Below are 15,008 nucleotides of genomic sequence, written 5' to 3' on the forward strand. Positions count from 1 at the left end.
AGGCAGGGCCAAACAAATAAACATTATTTAAGCAAATATACTCTAGCTTCATAAGGCTTCAAAATAAATAAATTAATAGAATCTCCTGCATCAACTTTATAGTTGCCAATTAACAACTCTGCTATATCAAGTTCAAACTCTTTTGGCAATTTAAATGGCGATTCCTCAGCAGAGAAATTGCACAAAACAACTAATTTTTCATTCTCTAATGTTCGCGTATATGCATAAATCTTTTCATCATCTTCCAAAATCAATTCATATTTTCCATATACAATTATTTCGTTTTCTTTACGCAGCTTAATAAGCTGCTGATAGTAATGAAAGATGGAGTCTGGATCAGCAATAGCTTTTGCCGCATTGATGTCCTTATAATTTGGATTCAACTTTAGCCACGGAATACCTGTTGTAAAACCTCCATTTTCACTGCTATCCCATTGCATTGGCGTTCTTGCATTGTCGCGGCCCTTATTATAGATTGCCTCCATTATTGTATTGTGATCTGCATCACCTTTTGCAACTGTTTCCCTATACATATTGTGGATTTCAATATCATTGTAATCTTCCAAATTTTCAAAACGAACGTTTGTCATCCCAAGCTCTTCACCTTGATAGATGTATGGGGTTCCTTTCATCATATGAAGGAAGGTACCGAGCATTTTACCTGATTCAACCCTATATTCCTTGTCATTTCCGAAACGGGAAACCATCCGCGGCTGGTCATGGTTATTTAAATAAAGACTGTTCCACCCCTTGCCGTCCAGATCGTTCTGCCATTTTGACATGACGTCCTTCAAATCGGCCAACTTCCATGGTTTTACATTCCATTTGCCGCCAGGACCTGAATCTAGATCCATGTGCTCAAAGGTGAAAATCATATTCAATTCTGTACCTTCATTGTTAGCATATTTTACGGCATCATCAGTAGATGCACCCGGACTTTCACCCACTGTCATGATGTCATATTTCGATAGAACTTCACGATTCATTTCCTGCAGGTACTCATGGACACGCGGACCGTTCATGAAGAAATCGCCGCCCCAGTCGTACTGCTTCCCTCCAGGTGCACTTGGGAGTCCATCTACTTTGGAAATCAAGTTAATAACATCCATTCGGAAACCATCTATTCCTTTATCCAGCCACCATTTCATCATGTCATAAATTTCTTTTCTTAAGGTTGGATTATCCCAATTCAGGTCTGGCTGTTTTTTACTAAAAAGATGAAGGAAATATTCTTCGGTTGCTTCATCATATTGCCACGCCGAACCGCTGAAAAAAGAGGTCCAGTTATTTGGTTCTGTCCCATCCTTTCCCGGCCGCCAAATATAATAGTCACGATACGGATTATCCTTCGATTTACGGGACTCGACAAACCAGTGGTGCTCATCTGATGAATGATTTACTACCAGATCCATCATCAACTTCATTCCGCGTTCATGTATCTGTTTTAATAATTCGTCCATATCTACCATTGATCCAAACTCATCCATGATATTTTGATAATCACTAATATCATAACCATTATCATCATTTGGCGACTTATAAACTGGCGACAGCCAGATCACATCTACTCCCAGTTCATTTAAATAATCAAGCTTTGAAATAATTCCACGAAGATCGCCGATTCCGTCTCCATTGCTATCCATAAAACTTCGCGGATAAATTTGATACACAACACTTTCCTTCCACCATTGTTTCTCCATTTTTTATCTTCCTTTCTCTTTCAAAAGTAAGCTATCAATTTCTTTTGCTGCAAGCGACAATCCTTCTTTTACAGCGATTTGTTCTAGGATTATCATCCTTAAATATTTTATATAAATTTCTTCAATCTCGGCCCAATTACTCACTGGCGGTAGTGAAAAGGAATTCTTCACCCCTTCAATATAACTGCTTAAGTAGCCTGATTCCTTAGTCGATTCTTTTATTTTGATTCCTTTTACCGTTGGCATTAAGCCGGTTTTCATCAGAAGCTTTTGTGGTTCCGGACTAGCCATCCATTTAATAAACGTCCAACTCGCTTGTAAATTCCTAGCTCCTTTCATGATAACAAGGTTTTCCCCGCCAAGCACAGACCCTTTTCCATTTGTAACGGGAAACGGAGCAGAGATAGTATTCTCGGTAATTTCTTCCAGCTTTTGAGGAGTTTGGACACTATAGAACCAAGGGCCTTCATCAATCATAAAATACTTTCCATCAACGACTCCCTGCCACGTATCCGTTTTCCCCGAGGAGTTATAGAGGATCCGTAATTTCTTAACCGCTTGAATACTTTTTGGGCTGTTTAAAAATCCATCTGCCTTAGTATAATCAGGATTTAATAGTGTCCCGCCAAACCCATAAAAGTACGGCAAACTATTCCAGGGTGTATATCCAGTCAGGCCTAGTTGGTAATGGTGATTAACGATTAAATCCAGTAGTTCATCCATATTTCCTGGAGGTCTGGTGTATCCAGCGTTCTTTAGCAACTCGCGATTGTAAATGGCAGCCTTCGTATTGGTATTTAGAGGAAGGCCATAATATTTTCCGTTAAAAAGATTCGATTTTAACGGAGTTTCCAGGAAACCTTCCTTTACAAAGTGAAAATCCTTGAAATCACTAACAGAAGAGATTTGTCCCATTTTAGCGAAAAATGGAACCCAGGAAATATCCATCCGTACGACATCAGGTGGCTTCTTGGCAGAAGCTCTAGCAAGAAGAGTCCACTTCAACTGTTCACCATAGGGCTGGCGGACAGGCTTTACATCAAGATTAGGATGCTGTTTTTCAAATAGGGGAATGACCTCGTTTTCAAAAACTGCTGTTTCTTCTTCACTATAGGTATGCCAGACAATAATCTCTTCTTTTTTGTTATTAGGTTTCTGAAGAGAATAATCGCCATCTATAATCGATTGATTATTACATCCTGTGATCATAACAAATCCTGCTAAGACAATAGCCAAAAGCCATCTGTTCAAAGCCATCATCCCCCTTCCAAAACAGGTATGTTCATAGCTGCAACATTATTATGGGCTCTGATTCTTCGTCCGGAAATCAATGGGAGAAGAGCCCATTAATTTCTTAAAAAGCTTGCTAAAATACTTTACATCCTTAAACCCAGATTGTTCCGCCACTTCATACACTTTTAATGAAGTATTTTCCAATAATTCTTTTGCCTTTCGGACACGTAAATCCATGACATAGTCGATAAAATTCTGACCGACAAGCCTTTTAAACAAGACACTAAAATAATTACGGCTGATATGGACATGACTTGAAACGAGTTGCAATGTCAGTTCTTCCGTATAATGATCATGAATAAACTCCAGTGCTTTTTTCATGATCACATTTTCACCTTGTGGGTGTTGCTTACTAAATTGAATTAACTCTGAATACTCTCTTATTTGCAACAACAAGGTCTTTTTTAATTCATCGAGCGTTTCAATCTTTTTTAACTGCTCGTATTTTTCCATTAATTCATCAGCATTCCATTGCTTTATAAATAAATATCTAATAATCTCACACGCATCGTTTTTTATGTCTACTGGGGAAATAACCACCGATTCCCATTCTTGAAATCTTCTGCTGAGGAAATCTGTAAGACTTTGTTTATCATAGGGCAATAAAATCTGGTGAAGCGAAGCCGTATCTAAAGGAGGCAATTTTCCCTCATGAAACTGCTCATATCGGAAAATGGATGCACCTGGATTAAAAAATCTTCGTTCGCGGGCTGAGCCACTTCTTTTAAATCCTTGCTTTACAAAAGAAAGATCTCGAATTACCTCAAAACCAACAGTAAAGCTGAAGCTTGTTTCGAGCTCAATTTCCTTTTTTAATTTTTCTATGTCAGCATACGGATCTAATGATGTGTATAGTAAGAAAAGCATTTGGTTCTCATTAACTGGAAAACATATTCCTTCGTCCATATTCTTGTAGAAATAATTTTGGACGTCTTCCAAAAGCATTGTCTTAAATAAAAAGCCATGCTGTTCCTCCAGCTTATCCACATGATTTAGGCTCATTGTTAACATAAGGAAGGGCTCTTGCATCCATCCGAATTTCTGATGAAGCTCATTAAGATTAGAATCCTCAAGAATGACTTTTTTGATGGCTTGTTCTAATTTTTTACGTTCACTTAAAAAAGTAGTCTGATTGGCCAACTGTAGTTTCTCTTCAACTAGCCGCTCTTTTTTTATCATTTCCACAGTTTTTTGGATAAGTTTCACAAATTCTTCAGGTTCCAATGTTGGTTTCAAAACATAATCCACAGCGCCAAGCTTTAAGCCTTCCCGAACATAGTCAAAATCGGTATAACTACTGACTAAAATTACTTTTAAATTAGGAAACCTCTGAAGCATTTCCTTCATTAAAGTGATGCCATCCATGACAGGCATTTTGATATCCGTGATTAACAAATCAACTAGTCGACCCTCAGCTGCTTTGAGAGCTTCCTCTCCATTCGGATAATCTCCCAGATAATGGAGGCCCTCCTCGGCCCAATCAACAGAAGCCTTTAAACCAAATCGAATGACTGGTTCATCATCTACAATCATTACGTTATACATGATTTTCACCTCCATCCTTCGGGAATAATTCTAATGTAACCAGCGTTCCGTGAACTCCGCTTTTAATATCCACGCTTGATGCAGGCGAAAAATAAAGCCGTACCGAATCATACACATGATTTAACCCGATTCCTATGAAAGAATTTTTGGATTCTTCCGATGGCAAGATTTGGTCTAATCTTTCTTTATTGATCCCGACTCCATTATCCTGGATTTCGATTTTTACACCCTTGCCTATGGAATAAGCTTTCATGGATATCACCCCTGATTTTCCTGTAGGGACTAAGCCATGAAAAACTGCATTTTCAACTATAGGCTGAATAAGCATTCTTGGAATTATAAACCCTTCTGTCCCAGCTTCCATTTCCAGTTTGAGGTGGAAGGACTGCTCGTATCGAATTTGTAGTATAACAAGGAATTTTTCAATGATTTCTAACTCTTGCTGAAGCATTACAAAGGTACCACTTTTCCCCATGCTTGCTTCAAGTAACCGGCTTAAAGCTGATAAGGCTGTATTTGCCTTTTCTGTTTGCTTGAATTTTACAAGCCAGCGAATCGTACTTAATGTATTAAACAGAAAATGAGGATTGATTCGATGTTTAATCGCCCGAAGTTCCGCTTCTGTCTTAAGGCTTTGTTCCTCTTTTACCTGTTCCATCAACTGGTCAACTTGTTTCGTCATTTGATTAAAGGTGTCACTCATCAAACCAATTTCATCATTTGATTTAATATGGGTTCTGACTTTAAAATTCCCTTTCCCAACCTGCCTCATATGCTCCGTCAGAGTCAAAATCGGCTTTGTCACTTTATTTGCTGCGAACAAACCAAATACAACAGCAAACAGAGTAAACATGATGGAGGAGAGAATCGTAATTCGCTGTACCTTTGCCAGTTCACCGGTGATTTCGTCAATCGGAACAATACCCACAATGTTCCAGCCATTTGAAAGCGGTTGTTTCACTCCGTAAAAGAAATCCCCATTCTCTTTGTATTCAAATTCATTAACCTTATTATTTCGGATGTGCTTGTTTAAATCGGCATTTTCAATCGGCTTGCTGATTTTATCCATATTGGAATCAATCATGATTCGCCCCTGATCATCTACAACGAAAAAATGACCCGTTTTGCCTAGCTTCAATTGTTCGATTTTATTCAAAATGGACCTTCCATCCAGATTCACCTGAATAAAAGCGATATTTTCCATAGTATCAAGGTCTTTCATTACCCTAGTGACAGGCAGGACAAGGTCGGTATTCTCACCGGCCCCGCTAAAAAGATCATATTGAAGCCCCTGCCAAACCAGATCGCCGTCTTTCTTTATCGATTCCTGGATCCAGTTAAAATCATGGAGTCGATATCTGCCCAATTTGACATAAGAAAAGGTACCGCTTCCCCAGCTTGTTCCTTCATCCTTTAAAATATAAAGGATTCTGACAAAGGAACTCGAATAAATTTGTGAGTTTAAAAATGAAGTCAATTCGGCACCATTCTGTTCTTTATCTATCGAAGAGAGCAGGGGATCCTCATCCATTTTGATAATATCCTGAAGCTGCTTATTACTGTATAGGAGATCCGACATATCACTTCCTACTGATAAAACGAAAGATAGGGAGTCAGCAGCCTGTTTAGCTGTTTGAAGTGAAGATTCTCTTACATTCTCTTTCACAATGTTAGATGAAGAAATAAAATAGAATACACTGATGAACGAACTAGGAATCAATATACTAATGAATATGGCTATGATGACCTTTGTTGAAAACTTGTTTACCAGCATCTTCTTCATCAGTGAGATCCCCTTCTTTACGTCATACATCTGTATTACATGTTACCCATTCACCTAGAATGGTTCAAGCTATTTAATACTTTCACGAATTTGCCTTTACTGTTTTATTTTCATGGTCAGAATGGACAAAACGCTATTTTCAACTTCCTTATAATGAATTTGCATTAAGGTTATGAACTGGTTGCCTTTTTTTAATTTCATTGTCCATACTCTTTTGATAGAAATAAGTCACTATCAATGCTATTAATCCTGGGAGAATAAAGAGTAGAAAAGCAGGAAATACCATCCACATGATATAAGCCGCGACTACTACATCCAGAATCATCAGAACTGTATTCAAAGGATGCAGGAACAATAGATACATGGCATTAGTAAGATACGCTTTCAAAGGCAGTTCCTGATCAACAAGGAAACTGTATACAAATAAAAAGAAAAATGGTGTCACAATGACTAATACGTAAAAGACAATTGCCAATAGTGAGGACAGCCCTGAATAATACCTTAGTGATAGATAAAAAACGATCAACGCAGTGGCATTGAGACAGCCTAAAACCATACTTTTTACATACTCTCTTTTGTAATAATTCCAGAATATTTTAAGCAATGGAAACCCGTCGTCACCCTTCACATATCTTCTTGCCAAAGCCAAGGTAGCTACCGTAGTCGGTACTGCCACAAAGGGTAAGAGAACTATACCGACGATGACCATCGTGTGTACACTAGTTACATCGGGTGCCCCCAAAAGATTCACCCCTAAAAAAACATAAGGAAGATTAAATAGCCACCAAATACCCGTCAGTTTTAGAATCATATAGAGCCACTTCATCAACTGATCACTGTATTTAAACAAGTTCATTTTGTATCCTCCTAAATACAAACAGGAAAATATACCTATTCTTTAACAGAACCGATCACTAACCCACTTGTAAAATATTTTTGCAAAAACGGATAGATTAATAATACTGGTATCGTAGAGACCACAATCTTAGCTGCATTCAGTGTTTGGTTTGAAATGGCTGCAACAGCTTTTAATTGTGACACATCCGTAATTTTAGTAACGTCAATGTTCAATTGTTGAATATACGTTTGCAGTGGATAGTTAGCAGCTTTGTTAATGTAAAGCAAACCACTAAAATAATCATTCCAATGCCCTACAATAGAAAAAAGTGAAATAGTTGCCAAAGCCGGCAGCGAAATGGGCAAGTAAACTTTAAACAAAACTTTTAATTTTGTCGCACCATCCATAATAGCGGCTTCTTCCAACGATCCTGGAATACTCTTAAAAAAGTTCATTAATAAAATAACATTAAAAATCGGCACTGCCCCCGGTAAAATTAGTGACCAAATAGTATCAATCAAACCTAAGTTCTTTACAACTAGGAACGTTGGGATCATCCCACCGGAAAAGAGCATCGCGAAAATCAATAGATTCATATAAATATTTCTTGCACCAAATTCCCGTTTATTTTTAGACAACGGATAGGCCATTAAAATCGTTAACAACATGTTCAAAGAAGTCCCTAAAACAACTCTTTCCACAGAAATCATAAAGGAACGCCAAAATTGTGCATCTCCAAGTAAGACCTGATAAGAACTTACATTGAAATTAACTGGCAACAAGCCAACCTCATTTGCTTGAGCCGCAACTCTGTCACTAAAAGAAATAGATACCATATTAAGTAAAGGTAACACGCATAGGGCCGTCATAAGCAATAGGATTGCCCAAATACATAAATCGGCGATCCGACTTCCAAAGGGTTTAGAACGTTTGGATTTTATCGACTCTTTCCCCCATACAACGGCAAACTGACTGCCAACTGTTTTTGATTTCATTGACTCTTTCTCCCCTTTTAAAAGATCCGCATGTTTGCAAGTTTCTTGGACAATTGGTTAGCTGATAAAATTAATACGCAACTTACGATTGATTTCAATAAGCCAATTGCCGTTGCAAAACTGTATTGTTGTCCTAACAGACCTACACGGTACACATAAGTGTCAATAACATCCCCGGTTTCATACACAATAGGATTATATAAGGCAAAGATTTGGTCAAAACCAGCGTTTAGAATGTTTCCCAAATTCAGTGCTGTAATCAGCATAATAGTTGGCAAAATCCCTGGTAAAGTGACATGCAGTAATTGCTTATAGCGATTAGCACCATCAATTGAGGATGCCTCATAAAGACCAGGGTCAATCCCTGTTAATGCGGCTAAATAAACAATCGCACCATAACCAAAGCCTTTCCACACATCAGTTGATATAATGATACTTCTAAACCACTCATTGCTTCCTAGAAACAAAATCGGGTCATGTCCTAGTGCCTGTAAAAAGTTATTCACTGGTCCATGGTAGTCAAAGATGTTAATGAATACTGCAGCCAAGACCGCCCAAGATAAGAAGTTAGGTAAATAAACAATGGTTTGGATGGATTTTTTTGCCCATTTCAATCTAATTTCGTTTAGCAATAGAGCAAAAATAATAGGTACCAGCGTTCCTAGAATAATCTTACCAACCGCAATCACAACGGTATTCCTTAATATCTTCATACTATCCGGAATTTCCAGCATGTATTTAAAGTTTTCCAAACCGACCCAGTTTGATCCTAAAATACCTTTAGCCGGGACATAATCTTCAAACGCCATGATAATCCCAACCATTGGTATAAAACTGAAAATAATTAAAAAAATCATGCCCGGTGCCATCAAGAGATGATACTCCAGTTGCCCTCCACGTTTTTTCATTTCACATGCTACCTTCTTTCAAGTATAAATTGTATAAATGGGTACAAATTTTTTATTTGTACCCATTTGGTTTTATTTTTCTTTAATGGCATCAGATACTTCTTTTGTAATATCACTACCACCTGTTTTCTTCCAGTTTTCAACAAACTTGTCGAAATAATCTAAGTCCTTTTCTCCAGTCACAATCTTCAAGAATGCTTCATCCTCTAATTTCGTTAAGTTTGCCCATTTCAATTTCATACTCTTCGTCTGACCAAAGAAAACAGGATCTACTTCATTAATCTTAGTTTCAGACATTAACTTTCCAGCTACCATTCTAGATTTATAGGCACTCCATTGGTTTGCATCTGATTTCGCGGGATCTTCTAAATAACCTGTGATCTTTTGATAGGATGATTGATCATCAAGCGATAAGGTATTTGGTTGTTTTTTACCTTCAATTGCTGCATTAATATTTTGATACATTTGTGCGGTTGCATCATTAAAGTTAACCATGATATTTACTGGTGCCCCACGGTCACCACCAAATTTAATAAAATCTACGACAGGCTGATAATTTCTATCTTCTTGGCGTAACTTATCATCTAATGCACTAACTAATTTTGGTAGAACTTCTGGATGTTTAAAACCTTTTCTTACCACATAGAATTCAGAGGCAGGATTTTGTGTATAAGCTGTGATTGAACCGCTACCATCTTTAGAGATAATGTATGGTGCCCAATCTGCCTTAGGATTCTTCTGTTTTGCAGAGTTCAATGGATAGTCGGGTGTCCACCAAGGACCAAAGTACGCACCAGTTTGACCACCAATAATCAAATCTTCAATGCTTTTACGGACAGCTAACTGTGGATCAATCAGACCTTTTTTGTACCAATCTGCTAGTTTACCTAATCCTTGTTTGGTTTCATCGGTAATAGATCCATACACTACCTTGCCATCTTGTTCAATCCATTGACGAGGGAAAGAATTATAGGTTTGAAGGATATTATCAGCTTGGAACAACGATCCATACATCCCTCCAATGCTAGGAGATAATGCTAAACCAACCGTTTTTCCTTTACCGTTTCCACCCGGATCTTTTTGAATAAATTCTGTTATAACTTTTTCCATATCATCAACAGTCTTAGGTGCTTCTAAACCAAGCTTATCCAACCAATCTTTACGTAACCAAAGCATAGTTGGAATATTAGCATTAGAAGTAGAAGGTAATGCCATTAATTTCCCTTCAATTGTTGCTGCTTCTAATGCACGACCATCGTAGGAATCATACATTTTTTTAACATAATCAGATGCACTTGATTTATAAACATCTGATAAATCGGCAACCAAGTCATTGTCGACCAATTGACGTAATGTTGTCGCATCAACAGCCATAATATCAGGTATATCTCCTGACGCAACTGCCATTGAAACCTTCTGCTTGTACGCATCTCCATCTTGAGCTTCAAACTTATCTTTACTTTGAATATTAAGCGTTTCCTTTAAGTAACTTGTATAAGCATTGTCTTCATACGTTTGCCCAGGAGGTAATTTGGCAATACCTGGAGTAGCCTTTCCAACGGTATAAGTAACAGTTTCTTTATATTTCCCGAAAGGTTTTAGTTCCTCTTTAGTTGCCACGGTTTTTGTTTGTGTATCTTCCGAGGCGTTTGAGCCTACTGAACATCCTGCCAAAATGCCAAATGACATCATCGTTACAGCAGCAATTGAGAAAATTTTCTTCATGAATGTTCCCTCCAAATTTTTAGGTTTATCATTTTTTTCAATGCATTTAACCAGAATCATAATTTCATAGCTAAGGCTTTCTACAACGATAAATCTAATAGAATATTGTTCTGTAAATACAACGCTTACAAAGCAAAAAAATTAATTAGTACAATTAAACTGTTACGATTTCTTCATTTTTCCCCCTTATTTATTTATAAGTTTATTATGATTCTAAAGCCCCTTTCTAGAAACCGTTTCCATTACTAGGATGGTGTCTTATATTACAAATATCTCACCACCGATTTCCTGCAGATTGATAAGGTGTTTTATATTGTTATTAAAGAGAGATAAATTACACCATTTTTGAAATTTGTTTAAAAATTTTTCTTGTTTTACAATTTGATATTATTCATCTAATAGTTTAGAACGATTTATACACAGTGAACTTCTCAAACGTAGAAACACATTACCAAGGCCGAGTAAACAGTATGATTTATACTCTAACAGCAGTAAGGATTGGTTTACCGCTCAAACAGTATATTTATATCGGCGAATAGCATGTATGGTCACAACCCCATAACCATATCTTTCTACTAGGTGCCGAATATTTGGTTTCAGTTTTTGATTAAAAGGATAATCAGACAGGTTTACCCCTATACCAAGCCTGTTTGTATGCTGCCGATTTTACTTCAAATCGTGTTGTAATATCATCAGTATATAATTGTTCCCATAGAAACAGATTTCATTGTACAATGACTTTAATGAAATGGAGGTTATGAAATGAAAAAAGTGATTATTTATTCGCAAGAAACATGCCCGCCTTGCCATGCGGAAAAATTATGGTTTAAGGAAAATGGGATTGAGTTTGAAGAGAGAGACATCCGGAAAAATGATCAATTTCTGCATGAACTAATTGGACTTGGTGCAGCAGCTACACCAGCAACCGTTATAAAAGATGGGGATAATGAAGAAGTAATCCTAGGATTTGATCAAGCGAAATTGGCTGAAATATTAGGGATATAATGTATGTCAAACGGCATGATATTTGAAATCATACCTTCATGAAACTAAAATGGCGAACAGTGACTGTCACTGTTCGCCATTTTTTACAGCCCAAACTGTTGCTTTGCAAGCTCTTTAAATTTCTTGTTATCAATGGTCTCTTTAGATAGAATTCCATCTGCCCATTGGGTAAAGGTGGTATCGGTTAGGGTGATATTTCCGTTTTTGGTTAGTCGAGTGATTAATGGATGTTTGTTAAATGAAGATTTCGGGTCTTCGGCAATAATCGATTGGATTTCATTCAAATTCGCATCTTCAATAGATTTCCGCGAATCAAAAGCATAACCTATTTTCCACTCCGTATCTTTATGCTTTAATTTCATTTCTAAACAATAATCCCCAAGTTCATGATTTACTTTTTTAATTCTAAACTCTCCATTATCAGAAGAGATGGTCTCACCCGATAAAGGTACAGGTTTTAACGGTAAATTCCCTCCAAATCCGGTGTCAACTAAATATGTTTGTCCCTTGTGATTTAAAAGCACCGTTACATGTGTCCTTCCAAGTTGAATATACTCTTTGGCAGCATGATTATAAACAACACCGTCTGTTAGGACTGCGTTAAAGCCATTTTCTATGAGGTAGAAATAGAAAAGCGGATTTAATTCGTAACAAAGTCCGCCTTCATTTCTTTCCACTACTTTGTTGATTAAATTTTCCTTTGTAATCCTACCAGTTTTGTTTTCAATGATTGATAAATTTTCAAAGGGAATGGTTTGTGCTGTTTTCTCAAGAATCTCTGGTAACTTTTCAAAGGTAATTATTTCATTATTCGGCATGCCTATTCTTTTATGAAATAACGGCGTCAGGTTTTGCATTACTACTCCTCCCAGCACTTTCTTTGCACTCCATAGCTCATTTACTGACCACTAGAAACGGCCCTGTTGGACTCTATCCAATAACAAGTCCGATGGTGCACTCGCATATAAATACAATCGATGCATGGGTCTTGTCATGGCTACATATAACAATTTTATGTCTAACTCTTCGTCACTGTACGATTCTTCCAGAGTAACAATCAGAACGGCATCAAATTCTAATCCTTTTGAAAGGTGCGAAGGTAAGATCACAATGCAGCCCTTTTTCATATCTTCTTTTTCTTCTAATAGCTGTATTGGAAGATTGCTATTTTCCAGCATTTTATGTATACGTAAGCACTCTTTGTCAGTTCTGCCAATAATCGCAATCGAGTTCAACTCTTCCTTTTTGATCAACTGAATATCATCTTCGAGGATTTGTTTTACTTGTTCCAAATTGGCAGGATTTATTTTCGTAAAACGGGGTTTGTCTCCATGACGAATGACTGGTTCAACTTTTGGCAAGTTTTGATCCATAATTGATAGAATGTCGTTCGCCAACTGCATGATTTCGACCGTCGTTCGATAACTCTTTTGTAAAGATTGATAATTTGCATTTGGAAAAACATCCCTCAATAACGGTTCCCAGCTTTTTAACCCTCGATATGAATGAATTCCTTGGGCTAAATCTCCCACGATCGTAAACAATTCTGTTTCAAAGCCTTCTCTAAGTGCGGCAAATTGGAAATAGCTATAGTCCTGTGCTTCATCAATGAAAACGCTCTTCATTTTATATGGTTCTTCGATTCCTTCTAATTTTGCCTTCATATAAAATAACGGGGCGAAATCCTCAAGTTCTAGGGCATTTTTATCAAAATTCCTTTGACAATATTTACTTAACGCTCTGCATTCTTTCTCTGAAAGCGTATTTGAATACTTTTGTAAAAGTTCAGGCGAAGTCATCAGTTCCTTGTATAAAGAAAAAATATCTTTTTTTACAAAAGGAGCCATATAATTTTTTATCGCGACCTTCGACTCTTTCTCCACAGAACTGATTCTTCTTTCTTTTGAATCCATGAAACTGACTACTTTTTCCTTTCTTTTTTCTGATTCCAGCCGGCTCCTAAAAAGAAGCTTTTCTAAAGCATCGTCATATTTGCTATTAATTTTAGAAAGAATCAACGATTTTTTTAATCTTAGATCATTTGTTAATATATTTTTAATTTTATCCAGTCTCTTATAGATAGGTAAGTATTGAAATTCTTGTATAAATAGTTTTTTGAGTTTCGCCCCTCTTATAAGGCGAGATTTTTCAATGATAAAATCCTCGGAAGGTGCCAAATTAAACTCAATTTCTTTTAAATAATGGTCGATTACTTCCTTAAATTCCAGTGATCCTTTATAACTGGAAACCCATTGAATCATATTTGATTTTTCGTTTCCATTAATGAGCGCCATTAATTTTGAATTAGGAGATATTAATTTCATTTTCTTCCCTAAACACTTGCTCATAAATTCAATATAAGTCGTTTGTTTAATCTTGTTTACCCCTAGATCAGGGAGAACCGCGGAAATATAATCGATAAATAATTTATTAGGTGCAAGAATCATTAATTTTTCTGGAGGAAATCGATATCCAGATGAGTATAGAAAGTAGGAAATTCGATGGAGAGCAATGGTTGTTTTTCCACTTCCAGCAGCTCCTTGAACGATAATGGGATGTTTAAGAGAGGCTCTAATTACTTCATTTTGCTCATTTTGGATGGTCGCAACAATCTCGGTTAAGCGATTGTCTGCTTTTCCTGATAAGGATTTCTGCAATAATTCATCATGAGTGGTTAAATCGATATCTCTAATGTCTTTTAAAAATCCATTTTCGATTTCGTACTGCCGCTTTAGCGATAAATACCCACTTTGTGTTTCCCCATAGGCCTCATACGTTACATCCCCAAGACGACCATCATAGTAAACATTGGCAATTGGAGACCGCCAATCGACAATAATGGGGATCTGATTGACACGGTCAAACAGGGAGGCTTTTCCAATATATAAAATCTCTTCGTTGCTGTCACCACTGCTTGTAAAATTGATTCGAGAAAAGTACGGTTTGCCGATGACGCTCTCTAACCTTTCCAATTCACTCTCAGCTAATTCTAAAAATTGAGCATTCGTCAGTAAGGTCATGTAGCTTAAACTACTATCAGACGTATCCAGTTCCGCAAAGGCTTCTTTCAAATTCTCAACAAACTGTTCTTTATTCCCCTTTGACATTTCCAAAACGCTTTTAATATATTCCTTCGTAAACTCTAAGCGCTCCACTTCTTCTTGATAATCTTTATGTTCCCGAACTGATTTTTGTTTGTTTGAACTCATTCTGTTA

At 37.0% G+C, this 15,008-nt stretch carries 11 protein-coding genes; 1 reads left to right on the top strand and 10 read right to left on the bottom strand.

The window, feature by feature from the left end; all coding sequences use genetic code 11:
- Positions 1–23: 23 nt before the first annotated feature.
- The 8 genes from BR30_RS0111370 to BR30_RS0111405 all read right to left on the bottom strand — a co-directional run bounded on the left by BR30_RS0111370 (position 24) and on the right by BR30_RS0111405 (position 10,802).
- Complete coding sequence (locus BR30_RS0111370; protein WP_026565130.1) at positions 24–1,700, bottom strand: glycoside hydrolase family 13 protein; 1,677 nt, start codon at positions 1,698–1,700, stop codon at positions 24–26.
- Between the two features lie 3 nt (positions 1,701–1,703).
- Positions 1,704–2,951 (bottom strand): extracellular solute-binding protein, encoded by a 1,248-nt coding sequence (locus tag BR30_RS0111375; protein ID WP_026565131.1) that lies wholly within the window; start codon positions 2,949–2,951, stop codon positions 1,704–1,706.
- Between the two features lie 48 nt (positions 2,952–2,999).
- Positions 3,000–4,538: a response regulator gene (locus BR30_RS0111380; protein ID WP_026565132.1), complete on the bottom strand. Its 1,539-nt coding sequence runs from the start codon at positions 4,536–4,538 to the stop codon at positions 3,000–3,002.
- Positions 4,531–6,321: a cache domain-containing sensor histidine kinase gene (locus tag BR30_RS0111385; protein WP_026565133.1), complete on the bottom strand. Its 1,791-nt coding sequence runs from the start codon at positions 6,319–6,321 to the stop codon at positions 4,531–4,533. Before BR30_RS0111385 ends, BR30_RS0111380 begins: the two co-directional genes overlap by 8 nt.
- A 148-nt stretch (positions 6,322–6,469) precedes the next feature.
- A complete protein-coding gene (locus BR30_RS0111390; RefSeq protein WP_026565134.1) occupies positions 6,470–7,177 on the bottom strand; it encodes a YesL family protein in 708 nt (235 codons plus the stop codon).
- A gap of 35 nt (positions 7,178–7,212) precedes the next feature.
- Entirely contained in the window at positions 7,213–8,154 is a 942-nt protein-coding gene (locus BR30_RS0111395) for a carbohydrate ABC transporter permease (protein ID WP_081825420.1), read from the bottom strand.
- A 17-nt stretch (positions 8,155–8,171) separates the two neighbouring features.
- Positions 8,172–9,062, bottom strand: a complete 891-nt coding sequence (locus tag BR30_RS0111400) for an ABC transporter permease (RefSeq protein WP_026565136.1) — start codon at positions 9,060–9,062, stop codon at positions 8,172–8,174.
- Positions 9,063–9,134: 72 nt separating this feature from the next.
- On the bottom strand, positions 9,135–10,802 hold the full coding sequence (locus BR30_RS0111405) for a type 2 periplasmic-binding domain-containing protein (protein ID WP_231507679.1): 1,668 nt from the start codon (positions 10,800–10,802) through the stop codon (positions 9,135–9,137).
- 747 nt (positions 10,803–11,549) lie between these two features.
- Here BR30_RS0111405 and BR30_RS0111410 point away from each other — a divergent pair.
- Positions 11,550–11,792 carry a glutaredoxin family protein gene (locus BR30_RS0111410; protein WP_026565138.1) on the top strand — a complete coding sequence of 81 codons (243 nt, stop codon included), beginning with the start codon at positions 11,550–11,552 and terminating at the stop codon, positions 11,790–11,792.
- Between the two features lie 83 nt (positions 11,793–11,875).
- Here BR30_RS0111410 and BR30_RS0111415 read toward each other — a convergent pair whose 3' ends face one another.
- Complete coding sequence (locus tag BR30_RS0111415) at positions 11,876–12,649, bottom strand: arylamine N-acetyltransferase family protein (protein WP_026565139.1); 774 nt, start codon at positions 12,647–12,649, stop codon at positions 11,876–11,878.
- Positions 12,650–12,700: 51 nt separating this feature from the next.
- On the bottom strand, positions 12,701–15,001 hold the full coding sequence (helD, locus tag BR30_RS0111420) for an RNA polymerase recycling motor HelD (protein WP_026565140.1): 2,301 nt from the start codon (positions 14,999–15,001) through the stop codon (positions 12,701–12,703).
- Positions 15,002–15,008: the final 7 nt, after the last annotated feature.

Source organism: Bacillus sp. UNC41MFS5 (genome assembly GCF_000686805.1).